Raw genomic sequence first — 20,163 nt, forward strand, 5'->3', positions numbered from 1 at the left:
TATAAAGTGGATTTTTTCGGGTATTTAGCACCGTGGCATACTAATCGTTATTTCATCATAACACAATCCATATTACAATAGCCACTAGTTACAATATGATTTTTCATACCTTGCATGATAAAATGTAGTATAAAACTAGCCTTCCGTTAGTGAATGAATTTCTTCCCGTAAAAAAGGAACATTTCACTACTGCAAACCAAAAGGAGAATTTATAATGAGGCTACCTCCCGTTAATCCATATTTTGCTGTAGTTATTGGTGTAATATCTATTTCTACATCAGCTATCTTCGTAAAATTAGCTGAAAATGCACCCGCTGCAATCATTGCTAATTACCGCTTACTTTTTGCCGTATTACTAATGACACCAGTAATCCTGTTGAAATACCGGCATGAATTTCGGATGATCCAAAAAAGGGACTGGATCCTTTCTACATTTGCTGGTATCTTCTTAGCATTTCATTTTATTTTCTGGTTTGAATCATTAAATTATACATCTGTCGCAAGTTCTGTGGTTCTAGTTAGCCTACAACCAATTTTCGCGTTTCTAGGGACCTATCTGTTTTTTAAGGAGCGGTTTTCACCTGGAGCAATTATTAGTATGATTATTGCTTTACTAGGCAGTTTCATTATAAGTTGGGGCGACTTTCAAATAAGTGGGGTTGCACTTTTCGGTGATATTTTAGCTCTTTTAGGAGCTATTATGGTTACTGCTTACTTTCTTATGGGACAATCTGTTCGAAAGCGTCTATCTTTAATGACATATACGTTTGTGGTTTATGGGATTAGTAGTTTGACTCTGATTTTTTATAATATTGTGCTACAAAATCCATTTACCGGATACTCAAGTAACCATTGGTTACTATTCTTAGCACTAGCAATTATTCCGACATTTTTGGGACATACTTTATTTAACTGGGCATTAAAATGGTTAAGTACCTCTACAATATCTATGGGAGTTATATTAGAACCCATAGGTGCCTCTATTTTAGCCTATTTCATATTAGGTGAGAAAATTACCTGGTCACAATGGCTCGGAGGCACCATTGTTGTATTTGGTTTATTCTTATTTGTTTTAAGTACAACTCGTAAAGCAAACGTAACCATTTCACATAAAAGCTGATTTTCAACAAAGCTATATAAACTCTAGCTATAAACTGGTATACTAACATTAATTAAATAGAAGTAGGTGAAGGAATGGACTTTCAATTAATGACCGATGGTGGTGCAGATATTCCAAAACGTTTAACAGAAACTGTTGACATCATTGTTGTTCCACTTTATTTACATTTTAAGGATGAACAATATCAAACTGGAGTAACTATTGATATTCCCACTTATTATAAGAAGATTGAGGAAACAAAGGAATTACCTCGTTCCTCAGCTCCAAGTCCGAATGATTTCTATGAGGCATATAAACAAGTTGACCCAAGAAGACCAATTATAATGCTCAGCTTATCAAAAGGATTAAGCAGTACATATGAAAATGCCGTAACCGGTAAAAACATGTTATTAGAAGAAGAGCCCGAGCGTAAAATTGAAGTTATTAATACGAAAACTGCTTCCTGTGGGCAAGCTTTATTATTACATGAAGCAACTCAAAAAATAAAAGAAGGTCTTTCTTTTGAAGAACTCGTAATCCACTTAAACGAGAGAACAGAACAAACAACAACACTTTTCGTTTTAAAAACACTCGAAAACTTAGTACTTGGTGGTCGTCTAGATAGAGTAAAAGGCACATTAGCAAAAACCTTAAACATTAAATTACTAATGAAAGCTAGTGATGAAGGAACAATTGAAGTATCCGAAAAGGTACGTGGAGATAAAAAGTCGATCCGCCGATTTGTCGAGCAAATTGGAGAATATACCAAGAACGTAGAAGATAAAGTGATTATGATGACACATTGCAATGCAGAAGATCGTGCAATGAAGGTTCTTAAAGATATGACAGATAACTATCCATTTAAGGATTCGTTTTTAACGGAAACAGGTCCGTTAATCTCAACATATGGTGGACAAGGTGCATTAGTTATTTCCTTCTTTAAGGATTAGAAAACTAAAGCAGGATAAAGAAGAGATCGGCAATTAGTTGCCGACCTCTTCCTATATTGTAGAGTCAGTTAAAGAAACCGTTTCTTTTTTATCTTCCTTCTTCTTATCCAAAAATTGATAAACCATTCGATTTAACGTATCTTTATCATCACCTAAACAAATTAAATGTCTAGACCGTTCAAAAAAAACAACTTCTTTTTTGGATGAAGGAATCTCTTTGTCTAGGTAATACGCAGTTTTATACGGGACCATGCTGTCCATTTGCCCTTGTGCAATGAGGACAGGTGATTTTATATTTTTTAGGTATTTTCTTGTAAATCGAACAAGTTTTAGAAATTCAATGTTTGCCTTTAATGGTACAGTACCTAATTTCCTTTTGTAATTTAGATACAATTTATTTTGACTTAAATTCCCTTGGAAACTATCCTTGATCACATCACCAAGGTCTACCCCCATTTGTTTTACGGATAAATATTTTCTTGCAGTTGCCAGCAACACAAGTTTATCCACCTTGTATTTTGCAGCTAAATATGCCGCAATCATTCCTCCCATCGAAAAACCGATAACATAAATTTCCTCATATTTTTCCTTTAGTTGCAGTAGTGATTTTTCAGCAGTGTTTATCCAATTTTTATGTGTAACATTTTCTAGCGCTAGTTGCTTGCCATGTCCTGGTAAGGTTGGTACTAAAATATCCCAATTTGTATTCTCTTTCAGGTAGTTAGTTAGTGGTTCTAACTCATATGGACCACCAGTAAATCCGTGTATAATTAAACAACCTATCATCGTTCATTCTCCTTACAAAAGTTCTCTCCTTCTTTTGCCCTACTTCACACGAAATCATACTTCGCTCCATATCCCCACTGACAAAAGAGCTGAAAATGTACTAAATTCAGCTCTATAACTTCTATAGTATCTCACTTTAACCATAATTTATCGAAACGTTTTAATCAAATCTCCAAATTGCTTAATAATCGGTTGGACTTGATGATATGTGTTCGCCATTTGTCCAACGGTAGATAACATCTTATCAAGGTTTATTTGTCCATTTTCATCCTGAAATTGCGATAGTATCCCTTTAGGTGCTGGAGCATACTGTTGCTCAAAGGAATTAGGGTTTTGTTGTTGTGTATACTGATACCAGTTTGGAGGTTGCTTCGGCTTGGAAAAATATTCAAATGGAGTTTGTGTTTGAAGTGGCTCATTTTGTTGATAATACGGACTGTACGGTTGCTGGTTTGATGGATATGGATTATTCGTATAGCTTTGTCGATAGGATGGAGGATGATGATAAAATGGCCTTTGATTCATAACACCACATCCTTTAAACTACTTTATTACTAATAATTTATGCAGGCATCCATTTGATGTGAGTGTCCTTATTTTATATTTAGCACCTTCTTTAACTTTTCTGTTTGTAGACCTAAGATAAAATGATCATTTCGATGAATATAGGTTGCTGGTGTTCCAAATATTCCTTGTCCCTGTAATTCTTTCATAAAATTTTTTTCTTGCGTAACATTTTTCACTTCATACCGGACATTCGATTCGTTCAACATATCCAGTACTCGCTGACAATATTTACAATTGTCACTTATATAAACTGTTATCTGTAAATCCATGAATGAATCCTCCTCAATTTGTCCCATTTAACAGTTACCCTGTATGAGTTATTTACAAACTGTTTTCTATTACACTTAGAAATTTTTACGGTGTTCCTTGGTTTGATGTCGTCATACATTAAACTGGAAGGGGGAAAGATTTCTTATCAACCAAAAAGAAAAGAGTAACTTTTTTTCAGTTACTCTTTTCTAAGTCTGGGGCGTTATACTAGTATACCGACAAACAAGTATAACACTTTTATCGTGAAAGCAGAGACATCCCATATCTCTTCTTTAGATTAACATCTATATCTCCATATAGCAGTGACATATGTCACATCATATCCCCCTTATAAATAAAGAAATATATTACCTCTCATATTAATTACTGGTATAAAACCCATCTAGTAAGTAATTAAAATATTTCAATGTTCGGCTTTTACAGTTCCCAGTTTTTTAAACTAGAGCTTTCGATCATCTCAATTCTACTTCAACCAGAGATTAATTGATCGATAAAACTATTATACTATAAAATCCTAACCTCTTAGTAAACATCATTAAGAAACACTTATAAATTACATTTAATTACAATAATAACCTAAAATCCGAACGTAATATACGATTGCAATCGTTTTCGATAATATTTTTTGTAAAAAAACCGTAAAATTTGTAAATTAGTCTAGCATTTTTTACAAAAATGTTATTTAATAAGATAGAAAGATTATTAATTCTTTATATTCTTAGGAGGGTCAAGATGAAGAAATTATACGGTTTATTGCTAATGTTAGCATTAGCGCTTGTACTTGCAGCATGTGGAGGATCTGATAGTGACTCTGATTCAAACAATGGAGACGGAGAAGGAAACGCAGAAGAAAGCGAAGGAATGATCCCAGATACTCTAGTAATCGGTTTTGTACCTTCACAAGATTCAGACACAATCGCTGATACTGTTGCACCATTAGCAGATCGTTTAGGTGAAGAGCTAGATATTGAAGTTAAAAGTCAAGTTATGACTGACTATAACGCTTTAGTAGAAGCAATGGGAGCAAACCAAGTACATGTTGGATTCATTCCTGCATTTGGATATGTTTTAGCAAATGAGCAATACGATGTAGAAGTAATCTTAAAATCTATCCGTTACGGATCAGGTACATACAAAGCACAATACGTTGTACGCGCTGATTCCGGTATTGAAAGTCTTGCAGATTTAGAAGGTAAAGTTTGGGCATACGGTGACCAAGGTTCAACTTCTGGATACTTATTCCCTGCTAACCAATTAATGGAAGAATTCGGACTAGAAAGTGCTGCTGAATTAGAAACAGAATTCTTCAGTGGTACACGTCAATCAGGTGGACACGATAATTCAGCTATCATGGTTTATGAAGGAGATGCTGATGTAGCAACTACTTTTGATGATGTTCGTACTGAACTTGAAGAAGAATACCCTGATGTTATGGAAGTACTAACTGTATTAGATTATACAGAAGAAATTCCAAACGATACAATCTCTGTAACAAAAGAACTTGATAAAGAATTCGTCCAAAAAATTAAAGATACTTTCTTAGCATTTAATGATGACGATGAAATGATTCAAATTATGAATGACGTTTATAACTGGGATGCCATTGATGACGCATCTGACGAAGAATATCAAGTAGTTAAAGACACTTATAATAAATTCAAAGATACTGTTGGTCTTGACTAATTAAATATTTCAAACGAGTTATTTCTGAAAATTGATAATATACAAAAGGGAAGGGTACTTAACTTCCCTTTTATTATGTAATAATTACTAGTTTTCATGTTACAATATAGAAAACTAAATGCCTATAATGGAGGATTTAAAATGATAGAATTTAAAGATGTAGGCCTTGTCTATCCTAATGGTACAGAAGGTTTAAAAAATATTAACGTTAAAATTAATGAAGGTGAGTTTGTTGTTATTGTCGGACTCTCAGGTGCAGGTAAATCAACTTTCATCCGTAGTATCAATCGATTAGTAACCCCTACTTCTGGTTCCCTTCTAGTAGATGGTGAAGATATATTAAACTATCACAGCGGTAACCTTCGTAAACTCCGCACGAAAGTCGGGATGATTTTCCAAAATTATAATCTAGTAAAACGTTCCAATGTATTTAAAAATGTGTTGGCCGGTCGTTTAGGGCATACAGGTACATTGCGCTCCATTTTAAACCTTTATTCAAAAGAGGATAAATCACTTGCTTATGAAAGTTTAAACCGTGTAAATATTGCAGAAAAACTTTATAATCGTGCTGATGAATTAAGTGGTGGTCAGCAGCAACGTGTTAGTATTGCCCGCGTTTTAACTCAAAAACCGAAGTATATTTTAGCAGACGAGCCTGTGGCATCACTTGATCCTCCAACATCACATCAAGTAATGACCTATTTAAAAAAGATTAATAAAGAAGATAAGATTACAACGATCGTAAATTTACACTTTATTGATATGGCAATGGAATATGCTGACCGTATTATCGGAATGCGAGCAGGTGAAGTAGTATTTGATGGTCCTGCTTCTGAAGTAACTGAAAAAACATTCGAAGAAATCTATGGCCGTTCCATTCGTGAGGATGACTTGCGTGGGGGGGCAGATGAATCGTGACAAATGAAAACCAATCATTAGTTCAAAAGTCGGTGCCTCTTTACCCGGCGAAGACTAAAATGCAAGTTACAATAATTTTCTTTGTAGTCCTTGGAATCTATGCCTTTAGTATGTTCTGGACACAAAAAGAAATGGTAAATGGATTTGGTGGAGCACTAGGAAACATGTATGTTGTTATTGAAAAGTTTTTCCCACCGAACCTTTCCATATTACCAGCTATCTGGAACGCAATGATGCAAACCATACAAATGGCGATCATCGCTACAACAGTAGCTGCTATCTTAACCGTCCCTTTAGCGGTATTATCCGCACAAAATATTACAACCTTTAAACCGTTGTATGTCTTAACTAGGACTTTTTTAAACTTATTACGTACTATTCCAGATCTAGTATTAGCAGTAATCTTTGTAGGACTATTTGGTGTCGGTGTATTTCCTGGTATTTTAGCACTGACGATTTTCTCACTAGGAATATTAGCAAAATTAATCAGTGAAACAATTGAATCTGTTGATATGAATCCATTAGAAGCAATGCGAGCTTCTGGTGGAAACGTTTTTCAAGTTATCTGGTACGCTTTAGTACCCCAAGTTCTTCCGCAATTTACATCATTAGTACTATATGTATTCGAGATTAATATCCGTGCTTCTGTTGTATTAGGGTTAGTTGGAGCAGGTGGTATTGGACTAGTATTGAATCAACAGTTAAAATTCTATAACTATCCGAATGCAATGACGGTTATCCTAGTTATTTTCGCTGTGGTACTAATTATAGAATATATTAGTAATAAAATAAGGGAGGCATTGATCTAATGGAAAACCTTCAATTACCTCCAAAACCTGAAAAGTCATTATTCAAGAAGATTAGAGCAATTTTTATCACGCTACTAGTTATCGCGATGTACGTTTGGACCTTTGTTGGTATAGATATCGATTGGGGAAGAGCTATTGAACGATCTATTAGCAATTTCCACCGTGTTGTTCCTAAATTATTCAGTCCCGATTGGGCTGCAGCGGGTGATGTTGGTCTAGCAATGCTAGAAACCGTATTTATTGCATTTGCTGGATCTCTAATGGCAGCAGTTTTAGCTGTTCCACTTTCTTTCTTAGCTGCACAAAATATGATGGGTGGTAAAGTAGTTTCTACGATTGGAAAGTGGATTCTATCCGCAATCCGAGCATTTCCAGATCTTATTTTAGCAATTCTATTCGTAGTTGCCGTGGGACCGAATGCCTTTGCTGGGGTTTTAGCCATCGCAATTGGATCAACTGGTATGCTCGGAAAAATGTTCTCGGAAATCATTGAATCTATTGATATGGATGTTGTACAAGCAATGGAAGCAAATGGTGCTAATAAGATTCAGATATTGTTCTATGGTGTTATCCCGCAAATTACACCAGAATTTCTATCTTATGCAATCTATCGTTTTGAAGTAGATATTCGTGCATCTTCTATCCTAGGTATTGTAGGTGCAGGCGGTATTGGTACGATGATCGTATTCGCATCAAGTAACCGTAACTGGAATGAAATGGGAATGATTTTACTCGCGATTATTATTGTCGTAACCGTTATTGACTTTGCTTCTGCAAGAATTAGACGTAAAATTGTATAATAAAACCATATGAAACGAAATTAAAGTATATATCTTTAATTTCGTTTCTTTCTTACATAAAGATGAAAGGATGTACGAACAATTGGATAGGACAACAGTGAAAATATATTATACGAGTGATGTACATGGAAACGCCATCCCTATATTGTATGGGACAAATGAAGAAGCTGAGTTAGGACTTGCGAAATACGCAACGGTTATAAACGAAGCACGAAAGACACATAAACACATCATTGTCATTGATAATGGTGACTTAATTCAAGGGACTCCTATGATGACACATTATGTTAAAGAACATATGGAAAAACAAAACCCTATGGTTGGGGTTATGAATAAAATAAATATTGATGCAGGCGTAATCGGTAATCACGAATTTAATTTTGGTAAGCAAATCTTATCTGATGCTGTGGAACAATCCGAATACCCATGGTTATCCGCAAATATTATTGATAAAACTACCGGTGAACCTTTCTTTGGCCCTCCGTACTTGATAAAAACTTTAGAGAACGGCATCAAAGTGGCTATAGTTGGGGTGACTACGCACTACATCCCAAATTGGGAATCCCCTGAGCATATTAAAGGATTAGAGTTTAAAGATGCTTTTGCAACTCTAAAATCATGGGTCGAATATATTCATAATAACGATCATCCAGATATTCTAATAGCTTCTTATCATGGCGGTTTAGAGAGAGATCTAGAAACGGGTGAACCGACCGAAGAATTAACGGGAGAAAACCAGGGCTATGAAATGTGTGAACAGATCGATGGAATTGATGTTTTATTAACTGGCCATCAGCATAGAACATTAACAGGAAAAATTAATAATGTACTCGTTACACAACCAGGTAACAATGGAAAAATGTACGGAGAAATAGACATTATACTGAAAAAAGAAGAAAATTGGGTAATTGTAGATAAACATGCAGAGATTAAGAGCGTGGAAGGAGAAAAACCCAATCCTACTATCATGCAGTATATGGAAAATATTGAAGAATCTACGCAAAAATGGTTAGACCAACCTATAGGTCAAATAAAAGGTGATATGATTATAACTGATCCATTGCAGGCTAGAATCCATAAACATCCATTTATCCAACTGATTCAAAATGTTCAAATGGAAGCCAGTGGTGTAGATATATCTGTTACTTCTCTTTTAAATAACGATTCTCGAGGCTTTGATTCTACTGTGACAATGAGAGATATTGTTTCAAATTATATGTATCCAAATACACTTGTTGTTCTTGAATTAACTGGTTCCGATATTATTGCTGCCTTAGAAAAGAGCGCGGAATACTTTGTCATGAACAACAATGGTGAAATAGCAGTAAATCCAACTTATATTGAACCGAAACCTCAACATTATAATTACGACATGTGGGAAGGAATCGAGTACACAATTAATGTTTCCAATCCATTTGGATCACGAATTGAAAATGTAAGCTACAAAGGAGAGGCCCTTCAGCATAATCAAACCTACCACGTTGTACTAAATAATTATCGCGCAAGTGGGGGCGGTAATTATGACATGTTTAAACATAAACCAGTGGTAAAAGAAATACAAAAGGATGCTGTTGAGCTCATCCATGCTCATTTTGAGAAATACAAAACGATAGAGCCTAATGTAATAGAAAATTACCAAGTAACAGGATAAAGTGTTATGAACAGCAGCCTCTCACTTAACCTCCTTGAGATCACCTCGTAGGTGGAAGTGGGGCCAGACTGTTTGTTATATACGGAATAAACGGAAGCTACAAGGGTAGCTTCCGTTTTCTTCGTTTACTATGAAATATTAATCATCATCTTCATCATCATCAAAATCAGAGTCAATAGAGATAACTAGGATTTCACCAGTATATGCATCAATTTCAAATTCCGCTTCTCCAGTTGCTGTTTCAATTTCAATTTCATAAATTAAACGGCCATCATCTTCATCTAGTTCTAATTCTGTAACTGTTCCAGGAAATTCTTTTAGTGCTATCTTTTTTGCTGCTTCAATGTCAATGGTTGCTTTCTTGGATGACTTATTATTGCCGTCTTTCTGTTTAGATTCATTTTGGTCATTTTTGTCATCTCGGTCATCTGAACGCTCATTTTCCTTCGTTGAATCATCATTCTGATCAGAAGATTCATTTTTATCGTCCGTTTGATCCGTTTTATTAGAGTTATTGTCATCATCTTTTTCGGTAACCGTTAAACTGCTAGAACCCTCTGTATCATCATCACTTTCTACATCCACTTCTCCTTTAGCAGTATAAGTTTTTTCTTCCAGCTTAAGAACTTCCCCAGTGTCTCCGTCAAATTTTATTTCATACTTTTTCCCATTACCTTCAACTTCAACTTCATAAACTGCTTTATTTCTATCCTTTTCTAGCTCGATTTCTGTAATTTCACCCGGGTATTGAGACTCAACCATTACACGAATATCCGCTTCAGAAAGTGCTGGTTCAGCATTTGCTGCGTCTGAATGATAAATTCCTAAGCCTAATACTGTTGTTAATGCTATTGCACCAACGGTAATTGCGACTTTCCTCTTCATATTGTGAAACCTCCTTAGCTATTTGTTACTTACAGCATACACACGAAGAATGAAAGAACAATGTGAGAAAGATTAAAATTTGATGAGAATCGAATTAGTATTCTTTCATAATGGAAGTTTTAAAGTGAATGTTGATCCTTCCCCTACCTTGCTTTTCAGAGTTAAAGTTCCTTTATGAGATAATGCAATCGTCCTGGCTATAGATAGTCCAAGACCTGTTCCACCAGTATCACGACTTCTCGCCTTATCTACACGATAAAATCTGTCAAAGATACGAGATTGTTCATGAACAGGAATCCCCTGTCCATAATCGGTAACGGAAAGAATTGTATTCCCTTCCTCTTTTCTTATTCGCACATGGACCTTATCTTCGCTATATTTCAAGGCATTATCAATTAATATATACATAATCTGTTGAAGCTGATCAGCATTTCCCTTTACGTATACTGCATCATCCGTGTAATCTAAGTCAATTTCCCTGTTATATGCACCTATAAATGATGCAACTGCCTCTTTACATTTGGACACTATATCTACTTGTTCGTTGTGATGTTCTCCTTTATTTTTAGCAAGGGCTAGCATCTGCTCTACCAACTTTTGCATTCGATCTGCCTCGGAATTAATCGCTTCCACAGATTCTTTGAATAGCTCTGGATTCGCAAGTCCACGCTTTTCCATCAATTGAGCATAACTTTTAACAATCGATATTGGAGTTTTTAATTCATGAGAAGCATCAGAAACAAAAATTTCTTGTTTCTCATAGGCTTCTTTTAGTTTATCGATCATATCATTATACGCCTTTGTCATTTCGTATAGCTCATCCTTTGATTTGCTATTTCTATCAATCTTTTCCCATTCTGCATGCTTCGCATTTGCGTTCATTGTTTGTATAAATGCTTTAATTGGACTTAACAGGAATCGGCTCAATACATTACCAGCAATCACCGTTGGAATTAATATGATTATAGATGCCACAACTAACACATATAACAAAACCTTCATCGTTTCGGTAAGATTGATAAGATGCTTGGAAACTTGTAACGTGAGAATTTCTCCATCACCCCAGATTATTGGCTTAGAGATGACTGCAAACCATTCCCCTTGCTGGTTAATGATAGTCTGTGACTCTGCTACGGAATATTCCCCCGGCAAATTAAAATAATCTCTGTCTTTCGTATGGGCTAATGGTTCACCTTCTTTTGGAATGACTCGAATCATTCCATCCATTGGTAAGAATGCTTTTAACAAGTCATTCTTTGCTATTTCTGGATTAGAATTTAATGAGGTAATGATCGTATTTGTGTGGGAAGCTAATTCCTCTAATTCATTATCTGCAGACAGTTTATAAAATAAAAAATAAATAGATGTATTTATGATTAGGATCAATACGAGCATAAATAAACTAGAAAAAAGTTGTATTTTCGTTTTTAACTTCATTGCTCCCTGTCCTTTATGGTATATCCAACCCCACGAACGGTTTGAATATAAGCATCATCATATCCTTTATCTACTTTTTGCCTGAGGTATCTTACATACACATCTACCACATTTGTTTCACCAAAATAATCATAACCCCATACATTTTCAATTAACTTTTCTCTAGTGAGTACGATATTTTTATTTTTTAACAAGCAAACGAGTAAGTCATATTCTCTCGGAGTAAGTTCAATGACCTGATCACCTCTTCTTACTTCCCGCCCATCTAAGTCCACATGTAAATCTCCGACTGAAAGTTGCTCTCTAATTGGATTTTCTTGAGTTGGTTTTCGTAAATGCACACGGATTCGCGCAAGTAATTCTTCTAACTGAAATGGTTTCGTAATATAATCATTAGCTCCCAAATCAAGACCACTAACCTTATCATGTACCTGATCTCTAGCGGTTAGTAAAATGATCGGTGTTATCTTATCGGTTTTTCGAACGCGACGTAATACCTCCATACCGCTTAACTCAGGAAGCATGATATCAAGAAGAACTAAGTCCCATTTACGATCTTCAATTAATTGCAATGCTTCTTTTCCATTAGATGCAACTTGTGTATGATAATTTTCATATTGTAGCTCTAGCTCTAATACTCGACTAAGTTTCTTTTCATCCTCAACAATTAGAATGGACAATTGACTCATTTTTTCCCCACCTCTTTGTTGTAATATAACAAAACTCGTAAGAAATGTAATCAAAAATAAAATCATAATCAAACATTTTGCAAATAAGATGAAAAAAAGTAGATAATAGTAACATGGACGGAAGAAACTTGAGGGAGTGAATGAAATGTTAGCATTGGATCATATTGTCCTTGCTGGTAAAAACATTGAAGAAGATAGTACTAATTATGGACGAAAGTTTGCAATTAAAGCAATTAAAGGCGGCGAACATGATGAATGGGGGACTTATAATTACTTAGCCTATTTTTCCAATGAAAGCTATCTTGAATGGTTAGGTATTCAAGATATAGAAAAAGCAAAAAATAGTGCTAATCCACTAATTCAACATCTAGTGTACGAAATAGATAATCATGTACTAGCTCCATTTCAATTCGCTCTTCGAACCAATAATATGGATCATTACGTTGAACACTTTAAAGATAATAACATTCCATATCACGGTCCTTTTTTCGGACAACGAAAAAGACCAGATGGCTCTAATTTAACCTGGAGAATGCTATTTCCAGCATATGACCATACAAAAGAAATGCTCCCTTTCTTGATTGAATGGGGTTCAGACTCTGGTGGCCCTTCTATTAAAAGCTTATCTAACCCACAAGCAATTTTGAATATTTATTTTGGGGGAATTGATAAAGAGCGTTTTGAACAGATTTATCAACTTAAACCAAAACGATTATTAAAAAATCAATTCACACTACAAAATGCAAAGATCCTTTTTAGTGATGAAAGAAAGCTTAGCTTTGATTTAGCATAGTGTTAAAAGAGGATGTGACAGGGTCGCATCCTCCTTTTTAATCTGTTTGATGTAGGATTGTAGGATGCGTGATTCTGCTTCTGTGTCCGATGTTCCCGCTCTCGTGTCCGATACTCCTGCTCCTGTGTCCGTTGTTTCCGCTCTCGTGTCCGATATTTCCCCTCCTGTGTCCGATGTTTCCCCTCTCGTGTCCGATGTTTCCCCTCTCGTGTCCGATGTTTCCGCTCTCGTGTCCGATGTTCCCGCTCCTGTGTCCGATGTTCCCGCTCTCGTGTCCGATACTCCCCCTCCTGTGTCCGATGTTCCCCCTTCTGTGTCCGATACTCCTACTCATCCGTCCGATGTTTCCGCTCTCGTGTCCGATGTTCCCCCTCCTGTGTCCGATGTTCCCGCTCTCGTGTCCGATGTTTCCGCTCTCGTGTCCGATGTTTCCGCTCTCGTGTCCGATATTTCCCCTCCTGTGTCCGATACTCCCCCTCACGTGTCCGATGTTTCCCCTCTCGTGTCCGATGTTCCCGCTCTCGTGTCCGATGTTTCCCCTCTCGTGTCCGATGTTTCCCCTCCTGCGTCCGATGTTTCCTCTCTCGTGTCCGATACTCCTGCTCATCCGTCCGATGACTCTCCTCCTTCAACCAGTTCAAATCAATCCACCATTAAAAAAATCACCCTTCTATACAGAAGAGTGATCATTATTAAATCTATCCTAATTGCTGATGTAGAAATTCAGTTACTGATTCTGGAGTTTTGGTATATGCACTATGCTGATGTGCTTTTTTCTCTCCATTTTGGAAAATTAAGATACTAGGAATTCCCATTACTTCATATTTCTGAGCGATTCCTTCTATTTCATCGCTGTTTACTTCGTACCATTTGTAGTTATTAAATTCTTCTAAAATTCCATCGATGAACATGTCCATTCGCTTACAATCTGGACACCAATCTGCATAGAATTTCACAATCACCGGTTCTTCACTTTCAATTATTTCATTAAATTTCTCTTCTGTTTGAATATGTTCCATCATCGTCACCCCTTTTGCTTACTATAGCCTATTGTAAGGTTTTTATAAAAGTTTGTCTTATAGTTTGCTTATTCTTTGTATTCTACTCTCCCTAGAATATAGGCTACAAAAAGACCTGTAGCAAAAGTTACTATACTAATTCCTACTAGTCCACCTGTTGTTGGCCAACCTGGAAAAACGACAACAATAGAGCCAATAACTAGTCCTATTATCAATGCAAATGTGGCTGTATGAAAATTCGTTAAGAAATAGTTGACAATTTTACTCATGGTTACGATCCCAATTACAATTCCAATCCCCACCACAGCAATTACATCAAGCTGTAAATTACTAATTGCACTGATGATTGTATAATATACACCAATAACCATTAATATAAATGATCCGCTAATACCAGGTAAAACCATAGCAGCACTAGCAATGAATCCGGAAAAGAATAACAAAACATATGTAGAAATTGTTAAATTTTCGATTACCGCTTCCTCAGCTTCCTGCATAAATCCCATCGATCCAACTAACACAGCTCCAATAAGTAAGAGTACAATATGTTTTAGCTTAAATGTCTTCTTCGCATCTGCTTTTTGCAATAGATTTGGCAAAATACCTATAATTAATCCAAGGAAGAAAAACTGCATTGGTCCCGGATAATGTTCAAACAACCACTCAATTAATTTTGCTAATGAAAAAATAGCTGTAACGATTCCTAATCCTAAAGGAATTAAAAAACCTAAATGTTTTTTCCATTCTTTACTCATTAATCCATTGATAGCTGCAATTAACCGATCATATATTCCAAGTAAAACTGCAATTGTACCACCGCTTACACCTGGAATAACATCACTAGCTCCCATCATCATTCCTCGATAAATATTCTTCCATTCCATCCAATCGGTCTCCTTTTTCAATCCACTAATACTTTATATCTTATCAAAAAAGACTTGCATTTTATAGAAAAATATTTATAATAAAAATATGCTACTTTGTTATGCAAGGTAGCTAACATTAAAGCTAGTATCTTGTAATACAAGGTAGGTTAGAATTATGTCATTACGCAGTCAATTGTTAAAAGGTATATTAGAAGGTTGTATCCTTGCAATTATTAAACAACAACCAACGTATGGATATGAGCTTTCTGTAAAGCTTCAAGGCTTTGGATTAACAGATGTTAGTGAAGGTTCGATTTATCCAATCTTACTTCGCCTACAAAAAGAACAATTAATATCAGGGACATTAATTAAATCCGAAGCTGGACCAAAGCGAAAGTACTATCATTTAACAAATGAAGGACAAAAAGCACTACAGGAATTTATTCAACATTGGAACTCCATCAAACCACCGGTAGAAAAAATAATTGAAAAAGGGGGAATGATTGATGAAAGTGAATGAGATTATCGAATGGAACAATAAAAAACGAGAAGAATTAACAGATGAAAATAAGCGTATTTATGAGGATATGGTTGTTTACATTAGGGCTAGTTCAAATAAGTCTGAACAACAAACCGAAGAAGTATTGCTAGAATTGCTAGAACATCTAATACATGCCCAAAATGAGGGGAAATCTGCAATAGAGATCTTCGGAGCTAATATAAAAGCGTATTGTGATGAAATTATTCAAGAAATCCCAGGAGAAAAACAAAAAAAGAAGATAGGTTTTGGTGTCTTTCTCGCCCTCCAGTATATAGCGATCATTAGTTTTGTCACAGGATTTATAGGTTTTGGTTTACATTACTTTTTCGAAATAGGTTCAGGTGGCTTTACATTTTCGCTTATTTCCGGAATAATCATCATTGCTATTTATCTACTACTACTATATCTGTTTATCAAAGTGGTTATGAAGTGGATTCAGAATAGTATATTTAAAAAGAGAAAGAAATGGCTAGAATTTCTTCAACTATGGATTTTTTGCACCCTATACTTTGGTTTATATTATGTTACGCCTAAAATAATTCCTACACTTGGAACAACCATAACCGTCCCTATACTTAGTATCGGTTTAATTGGTGGAGCCCTGTACATTGGAACATTCATAGTAAACAAAAAAGTTCACATCACAAAGTAAGAAGAGGTGTTCATTCTGGGAATGAGCACCTCATTATTTTACCCCTCTATAAACTTTAATTCTGGCATCCACTGAGAAACATGTGCCTTTATTTCCTCGTAATGCCTATGTGCATCTTTAAGATCATTTTCTGTCAACTGATACATAGGAATGACTTCATAATCTCCCCAATTTTCATATTTTACATAGGTCGGAACAAACTGTGGGGTATGAATCTCGATGTCTTTTTCATTTCCTTTCAGAGATTTGGTAATTGAAAATTTCAGGATTCCACCAATTTGCCGGTAAAATTCATCCTGACCTGATAAAAAATTACCTAATGAATACGCAACAAGCGTTTTGTTGCCACTTTCCCCTGTTACCCATTCTAACGGTTGTAGGACATGTGGGTGGTGTCCAATTACGACATGAACACCTTGATCAGCAGCATATTGAACAAGATCCTTTTGCTCCTGATTCGGCATCCGTTCATACTCATTACCGAAGTGGAGACTTAAAGCAATCACATCGGCTTGTTCTTTTGCTTCCTCTATTTCCATGGCCATTCGTTCACGATCAATTAAATTAACCAGATAATCCTTTCCATCAGGTACTGGGATTCCATTGGTTCCATATGTGTAGGATAAAAAAGCAACCGATATACCTTCGTCCGTTTCATAAACTCTTAGATTTGATTGGTCTGCTTTATCCTTATAAGCGCCAGTATACATCATATCTATTTTTTCCCAATGCTTAATGGCTTCTTGTATGGCCTCTTCTCCACGATCTAATGTATGGTTATTCGCAATGGAAACGACATTAACTCCTGCCCATTTTAATGCATCACCTACTTCAGTAGGACTATTAAAAGCTGGGTAAGAGGATAGGCCTAATCCTTCCCCACCAATCATCGTTTCTTGATTAGCGAAAGAAATGGTGGAATCTTCTATATAAGGCTTCACTTTTTTTAGCATTGGAGTAAAATCATAGCCTTCTGCTGTTTTTGCATCATTATAAACAGGGCTATGGATTAACATATCACCGATTGCAGAGAACGTAATTTCTTGTATTACAGAAATCGGTTCTTTCGTTTTATCATTATTTACTAGTTTTCCATTATGATTACTAACAGTTTTGGGCTCTTGGTTATTTGCATAACTACCTGAACAGGCTACTAACAACATGCACAAAAACATAATTAATACAGTCTTAACCTTTTTCATAAATAGCCTCTCCTTTACACTCTTGTCAACATCATAACACACAAACTGACATTTTATGAGCTGATTAGCTATTTTTTGAGCTATTATACCTTTAGTATACCTAATCAAAAACTTTCCATTCTAAAGCCCAATATTTTTTGCAATAATACTTTTCATAATTTCATTCGTCCCTGCATAAATAGTTGCTACTGGAGTGTCTCGATACCTTCTAGCAATTTTATAGTCTTCCATATACCCATAGCCACCATGTAATTGCATACATTCTGAGGCTATCGTTCGTGCCGTTTCTGTTAACCAGTATTTCGCCATCGAAACCTTTGTTACAATATTTTCCCCTGCCATATGTTCTTCGATTAATGATTCCAAAAAAGAATGACCTAACTCAACTTGTGTCGCCATCTCTGCTAGTTTAAATTTTGTATTTTGAAATGTACTGATCGATGTTCCAAACGCTTTTCGTGATTTTACATAATCAAGCGTCATCTGCACCATTTCTTCTGATGCTACTTGGGCGCCAATTGCAACAACTAAACGTTCTTGTTGTAGTTTCTCCATTAAATATGTAAAACCGTTTCCTTCTTCACCAATTCGATTTTCAATTGGAACTCGGCAATCTTCAAAAAATAATTCAGCCGTATCCTGTGCATGTAATCCAACTTTATCTAGCTTTTTTCCCCGTGAGAATCCAAATGTTCCCTTTTCTACCACTAGTAAGCTAATCCCGCTATGCTTAGCTTTGGGATCGGTTTTCACAGCAACTAGTACTAGATCCGCATGTATACCATTTGTGATAAACGTTTTTTGGCCATTGACAATATAATGGTCTCCATCCCGAACTGCTGTTGTTTTAATATTAGCTAAATCCGACCCAGCTCCAGGCTCTGTCATGGCAATTGCTGTGATTAGATCTCCACTAACACATCCTGGAAGCCACTTTTCTTTTTGTTTTCGGCTTCCATAGGAAGAAATATATGGAACAACAATATCCGAGTGAAGTCCGATTCCTATTAAACTAGTACCAATCCGTTCAAGCTCCTCCAAAATGATAACAGAAAAACTAAAATCAAGCTCTAGTCCCCCATATTCTTCCTCAACATGTGGACAAAGAACCCCCATCCTTCCAAGCTTTATCCATAAGTCTCTCGGAATTATTCGCTCCTGCTCCCATTGATCATAGAACGGTACTACTTCTTTGTTTAAATATTTCCGAAGTGATTTTCTAAACAGTTCATGCTCCTCCGTCTCGAAACGATATCCTCCCAACATTTTCCCTCCTATTGACAAATTCAGATTCAATCAGTGGGGACTGCTTGCTTCCTTCATTCACTTTATATATGGGATAACCTTTCAATGACCGTAGCATTAGCCATTCCCATACCCTCACAGATAGCTAATAAACCATACCTTCCATTTATTCGATCTAATTCATGAATTAACGTTGTCATCAACTTCGTTCCAGTTGCCCCCAATGGGTGTCCCAAAGCAATTGCTCCCCCATTTACATTAAGCTTTTCTGGATCTGCTTTTGTTTCCTGTAACCATGCTAAAGGAACCGAAGCAAATGCCTCATTAACTTCATAACGATCCATATCATCAATCGTTAAACCAGCTTTGTCTAAAACTCTATTCGTTGCTTCTATTGGACCTGTTAACATCAATGTTGGATCCGAACCGACAACCGTCCGAGCAATAATTCGAGCCCAAGGTTTTAACCCTAAAGCTTTTGCCTTATCTCCTGACATGAGAAGAACTGCACTTGCTCCATCACTCATTTGACTTGAATTCCCAGCTGTAATCCTCCCTTCTTCCTGAAAAACTGGCTTTAATTGTGCCAATGCATCCATAGAAGTGGACTCACGTGGACCTTCATCCACAACCATCATACGTAATTTTCCATCTTCTCCTTCTACCTCAACTGGAACAATCTCTTTTTCAAATTTTCCTCGACGAATCGCTTCCAATGCTTTCTTATGACTTCTTAGTGAAAACGCATCCAACTGTTCCCTAGATAACCCCCATTGATTCGCAATTTTTTCGGCAGAGATTCCTTGATTAACAATTTCATATTTATCCGTAAGCTTCCCGCTTGGCTTCGTAGTCCCCATATTGGAAAACATCGGGGATCGAGTCATACTTTCCACCCCACCAGCAATGACGATATCCATATCACCCGATGCAATCGCCTGTGCGGCGAAATGAATCGCTTGCTGACTAGATCCACATTGACGATCGATCGTGACACCTGGAACATGGATCGGAAACCCAGCTATAAGTGCTGCTGTTCTAGCAATATTACCGCCTTGCTCATTTACTTGAGTGACACAGCCAAGAATAACATCCTCAACCGCTTCTTTATTAATAGATGAACGAGTTACTAATTCTTCTAATACTATAGCCGCTAATTCATCTGCACGATAATTTGTAAAACTTCCCTTTCTCCTCCCAACTGCAGTACGACAGCCTTCCACAATAACAACTTCACGCATATACTCACCCCGTTTTTAGAAAATTCTTTTTCTTCATTATAACTCGTTTAAAATTTTAAT

Annotated in this window: 22 protein-coding genes; 10 read left to right on the plus strand and 12 right to left on the minus strand. The window is 36.2% G+C overall.

The annotated features are described in order from the left end of the window. Positions 1–214 precede the first annotated feature (214 nt). Positions 215–1,120 carry a DMT family transporter gene (locus GMD78_RS15355; RefSeq protein ID WP_155669843.1) on the plus strand — a complete coding sequence of 302 codons (906 nt, stop codon included), beginning with the start codon at positions 215–217 and terminating at the stop codon, positions 1,118–1,120. Positions 1,121–1,194: 74 nt separating this feature from the next. Further along, the gene (locus GMD78_RS15360; RefSeq protein WP_155669845.1) at positions 1,195–2,049 is read left to right on the plus strand and encodes a DegV family protein; all 855 of its coding nucleotides are present in this window, start codon (positions 1,195–1,197) and stop codon (positions 2,047–2,049) included. A 51-nt stretch (positions 2,050–2,100) separates the two neighbouring features. Here the strand turns inward: GMD78_RS15360 and GMD78_RS15365 are convergent, their stop codons facing one another. The 3 genes from GMD78_RS15365 to GMD78_RS15375 all read right to left on the minus strand — a co-directional run bounded on the left by GMD78_RS15365 (position 2,101) and on the right by GMD78_RS15375 (position 3,671). Next, positions 2,101–2,835 (minus strand): alpha/beta hydrolase, encoded by a 735-nt coding sequence (locus GMD78_RS15365; RefSeq protein WP_155669848.1) that lies wholly within the window; start codon positions 2,833–2,835, stop codon positions 2,101–2,103. A 147-nt stretch (positions 2,836–2,982) separates the two neighbouring features. Continuing rightward, positions 2,983–3,360: a YppG family protein gene (locus tag GMD78_RS15370; RefSeq protein WP_155669850.1), complete on the minus strand. Its 378-nt coding sequence runs from the start codon at positions 3,358–3,360 to the stop codon at positions 2,983–2,985. Between the two features lie 68 nt (positions 3,361–3,428). Further along, positions 3,429–3,671: a glutaredoxin family protein gene (locus GMD78_RS15375; protein ID WP_196493841.1), complete on the minus strand. Its 243-nt coding sequence runs from the start codon at positions 3,669–3,671 to the stop codon at positions 3,429–3,431. A 733-nt stretch (positions 3,672–4,404) separates the two neighbouring features. Here GMD78_RS15375 and GMD78_RS15380 point away from each other — a divergent pair. The 5 genes from GMD78_RS15380 (at position 4,405) to GMD78_RS15400 (ending at position 9,533) form a co-directional block, all read left to right on the plus strand. Next, positions 4,405–5,355: a phosphate/phosphite/phosphonate ABC transporter substrate-binding protein gene (locus GMD78_RS15380; RefSeq protein WP_155669854.1), complete on the plus strand. Its 951-nt coding sequence runs from the start codon at positions 4,405–4,407 to the stop codon at positions 5,353–5,355. Between the two features lie 141 nt (positions 5,356–5,496). Next, entirely contained in the window at positions 5,497–6,273 is a 777-nt protein-coding gene (phnC, locus tag GMD78_RS15385; protein WP_155669856.1) for a phosphonate ABC transporter ATP-binding protein, read from the plus strand. Further along, entirely contained in the window at positions 6,270–7,082 is an 813-nt protein-coding gene (phnE, locus tag GMD78_RS15390; RefSeq protein ID WP_343042367.1) for a phosphonate ABC transporter, permease protein PhnE, read from the plus strand. The genes phnC and phnE (GMD78_RS15390) overlap by 4 nt, the downstream gene beginning before the upstream one ends. Beyond that, complete coding sequence (gene phnE / locus GMD78_RS15395; protein ID WP_155669857.1) at positions 7,082–7,882, plus strand: phosphonate ABC transporter, permease protein PhnE; 801 nt, start codon at positions 7,082–7,084, stop codon at positions 7,880–7,882. Before phnE (GMD78_RS15390) ends, phnE (GMD78_RS15395) begins: the two co-directional genes overlap by 1 nt. Positions 7,883–7,952: 70 nt before the next feature. Then, positions 7,953–9,533: a bifunctional metallophosphatase/5'-nucleotidase gene (locus tag GMD78_RS15400; protein ID WP_155669858.1), complete on the plus strand. Its 1,581-nt coding sequence runs from the start codon at positions 7,953–7,955 to the stop codon at positions 9,531–9,533. Between the two features lie 138 nt (positions 9,534–9,671). Here the strand turns inward: GMD78_RS15400 and GMD78_RS21425 are convergent, their stop codons facing one another. From GMD78_RS21425 to GMD78_RS15415, 3 genes are all read right to left on the minus strand, one after another. Then, entirely contained in the window at positions 9,672–10,418 is a 747-nt protein-coding gene (locus GMD78_RS21425) for a PepSY domain-containing protein (protein ID WP_196493842.1), read from the minus strand. Between the two features lie 105 nt (positions 10,419–10,523). Continuing rightward, positions 10,524–11,855, minus strand: a complete 1,332-nt coding sequence (locus GMD78_RS15410; protein WP_155669859.1) for a HAMP domain-containing sensor histidine kinase — start codon at positions 11,853–11,855, stop codon at positions 10,524–10,526. Continuing rightward, positions 11,852–12,544 carry a response regulator transcription factor gene (locus GMD78_RS15415; RefSeq protein WP_155669860.1) on the minus strand — a complete coding sequence of 231 codons (693 nt, stop codon included), beginning with the start codon at positions 12,542–12,544 and terminating at the stop codon, positions 11,852–11,854. Before GMD78_RS15415 ends, GMD78_RS15410 begins: the two co-directional genes overlap by 4 nt. Before the next feature lie 145 nt (positions 12,545–12,689). On the opposite strand from GMD78_RS15415, the gene GMD78_RS15420 reads away from it, so the two are divergent. After that, a complete protein-coding gene (locus tag GMD78_RS15420) occupies positions 12,690–13,337 on the plus strand; it encodes a VOC family protein (RefSeq protein ID WP_155669861.1) in 648 nt (215 codons plus the stop codon). A 37-nt stretch (positions 13,338–13,374) separates the two neighbouring features. On the opposite strand, the gene GMD78_RS15425 is transcribed toward GMD78_RS15420, so the two are convergent. The 3 genes from GMD78_RS15425 to GMD78_RS15435 all read right to left on the minus strand — a co-directional run bounded on the left by GMD78_RS15425 (position 13,375) and on the right by GMD78_RS15435 (position 15,240). Continuing rightward, positions 13,375–13,944 (minus strand): hypothetical protein, encoded by a 570-nt coding sequence (locus GMD78_RS15425; RefSeq protein WP_155669862.1) that lies wholly within the window; start codon positions 13,942–13,944, stop codon positions 13,375–13,377. A 91-nt stretch (positions 13,945–14,035) separates the two neighbouring features. Beyond that, on the minus strand, positions 14,036–14,356 hold the full coding sequence (locus GMD78_RS15430) for a thioredoxin family protein (protein WP_155669863.1): 321 nt from the start codon (positions 14,354–14,356) through the stop codon (positions 14,036–14,038). A 68-nt stretch (positions 14,357–14,424) separates the two neighbouring features. After that, positions 14,425–15,240 carry a DUF368 domain-containing protein gene (locus GMD78_RS15435; protein ID WP_155669865.1) on the minus strand — a complete coding sequence of 272 codons (816 nt, stop codon included), beginning with the start codon at positions 15,238–15,240 and terminating at the stop codon, positions 14,425–14,427. A 157-nt stretch (positions 15,241–15,397) separates the two neighbouring features. Here GMD78_RS15435 and GMD78_RS15440 point away from each other — a divergent pair, with 157 nt between their 5' ends. Together GMD78_RS15440 and GMD78_RS15445 are read left to right on the plus strand one after the other, a co-directional pair. Next, positions 15,398–15,742 (plus strand): PadR family transcriptional regulator, encoded by a 345-nt coding sequence (locus GMD78_RS15440; protein WP_155669867.1) that lies wholly within the window; start codon positions 15,398–15,400, stop codon positions 15,740–15,742. Next, positions 15,729–16,415 (plus strand): DUF1129 family protein, encoded by a 687-nt coding sequence (locus tag GMD78_RS15445; protein WP_155669869.1) that lies wholly within the window; start codon positions 15,729–15,731, stop codon positions 16,413–16,415. Before GMD78_RS15440 ends, GMD78_RS15445 begins: the two co-directional genes overlap by 14 nt. Before the next feature lie 38 nt (positions 16,416–16,453). On the opposite strand, the gene GMD78_RS15450 is transcribed toward GMD78_RS15445, so the two are convergent. The 3 genes from GMD78_RS15450 to GMD78_RS15460 form a co-directional block, all read right to left on the minus strand. Further along, positions 16,454–17,617, minus strand: a complete 1,164-nt coding sequence (locus tag GMD78_RS15450) for a CapA family protein (RefSeq protein ID WP_155669871.1) — start codon at positions 17,615–17,617, stop codon at positions 16,454–16,456. Positions 17,618–17,737: 120 nt separating this feature from the next. Further along, on the minus strand, positions 17,738–18,880 hold the full coding sequence (locus GMD78_RS15455) for an acyl-CoA dehydrogenase family protein (protein ID WP_155669873.1): 1,143 nt from the start codon (positions 18,878–18,880) through the stop codon (positions 17,738–17,740). A 65-nt stretch (positions 18,881–18,945) separates the two neighbouring features. Next, the gene (locus GMD78_RS15460; protein ID WP_155669875.1) at positions 18,946–20,103 is read right to left on the minus strand and encodes a thiolase family protein; all 1,158 of its coding nucleotides are present in this window, start codon (positions 20,101–20,103) and stop codon (positions 18,946–18,948) included. Positions 20,104–20,163 lie beyond the last annotated feature (60 nt).

The sequence above is a fragment of the Ornithinibacillus caprae genome (genome assembly GCF_009728145.1).
Taxonomy (GTDB): domain Bacteria; phylum Bacillota; class Bacilli; order Bacillales; family Amphibacillaceae; genus Ornithinibacillus; species Ornithinibacillus caprae.

What these genes read in the sequence shown, in the direction of transcription:
- GMD78_RS15355 (WP_155669843.1), top strand. Translation starts at nt 215, where the DNA reads ATGAGGCTACCTCCCGTTAATCCATATTTTGCTGTAGTTATTGGTGTA.
- GMD78_RS15360 (WP_155669845.1), top strand. Translation starts at nt 1,195, where the DNA reads ATGGACTTTCAATTAATGACCGATGGTGGTGCAGATATTCCAAAACGT.
- GMD78_RS15365 (WP_155669848.1), bottom strand. Translation starts at nt 2,835, where the DNA reads ATGATAGGTTGTTTAATTATACACGGATTTACTGGTGGTCCATATGAG.
- GMD78_RS15370 (WP_155669850.1), bottom strand. Translation starts at nt 3,360, where the DNA reads ATGAATCAAAGGCCATTTTATCATCATCCTCCATCCTATCGACAAAGC.
- GMD78_RS15375 (WP_196493841.1), bottom strand. Translation starts at nt 3,671, where the DNA reads ATGGATTTACAGATAACAGTTTATATAAGTGACAATTGTAAATATTGT.
- GMD78_RS15380 (WP_155669854.1), top strand. Translation starts at nt 4,405, where the DNA reads ATGAAGAAATTATACGGTTTATTGCTAATGTTAGCATTAGCGCTTGTA.
- phnC (WP_155669856.1), top strand. Translation starts at nt 5,497, where the DNA reads ATGATAGAATTTAAAGATGTAGGCCTTGTCTATCCTAATGGTACAGAA.
- phnE (WP_155669857.1), top strand. Translation starts at nt 7,082, where the DNA reads ATGGAAAACCTTCAATTACCTCCAAAACCTGAAAAGTCATTATTCAAG.
- GMD78_RS15400 (WP_155669858.1), top strand. Translation starts at nt 7,953, where the DNA reads ATGTACGAACAATTGGATAGGACAACAGTGAAAATATATTATACGAGT.
- GMD78_RS21425 (WP_196493842.1), bottom strand. Translation starts at nt 10,418, where the DNA reads ATGAAGAGGAAAGTCGCAATTACCGTTGGTGCAATAGCATTAACAACA.
- GMD78_RS15410 (WP_155669859.1), bottom strand. Translation starts at nt 11,855, where the DNA reads ATGAAGTTAAAAACGAAAATACAACTTTTTTCTAGTTTATTTATGCTC.
- GMD78_RS15415 (WP_155669860.1), bottom strand. Translation starts at nt 12,544, where the DNA reads ATGAGTCAATTGTCCATTCTAATTGTTGAGGATGAAAAGAAACTTAGT.
- GMD78_RS15420 (WP_155669861.1), top strand. Translation starts at nt 12,690, where the DNA reads ATGTTAGCATTGGATCATATTGTCCTTGCTGGTAAAAACATTGAAGAA.
- GMD78_RS15425 (WP_155669862.1), bottom strand. Translation starts at nt 13,944, where the DNA reads ATGAGCAGGAGTATCGGACACGAGAGAGGAAACATCGGACGCAGGAGG.
- GMD78_RS15430 (WP_155669863.1), bottom strand. Translation starts at nt 14,356, where the DNA reads ATGGAACATATTCAAACAGAAGAGAAATTTAATGAAATAATTGAAAGT.
- GMD78_RS15435 (WP_155669865.1), bottom strand. Translation starts at nt 15,240, where the DNA reads ATGGAATGGAAGAATATTTATCGAGGAATGATGATGGGAGCTAGTGAT.
- GMD78_RS15440 (WP_155669867.1), top strand. Translation starts at nt 15,398, where the DNA reads ATGTCATTACGCAGTCAATTGTTAAAAGGTATATTAGAAGGTTGTATC.
- GMD78_RS15445 (WP_155669869.1), top strand. Translation starts at nt 15,729, where the DNA reads ATGAAAGTGAATGAGATTATCGAATGGAACAATAAAAAACGAGAAGAA.
- GMD78_RS15450 (WP_155669871.1), bottom strand. Translation starts at nt 17,617, where the DNA reads ATGAAAAAGGTTAAGACTGTATTAATTATGTTTTTGTGCATGTTGTTA.
- GMD78_RS15460 (WP_155669875.1), bottom strand. Translation starts at nt 20,103, where the DNA reads ATGCGTGAAGTTGTTATTGTGGAAGGCTGTCGTACTGCAGTTGGGAGG.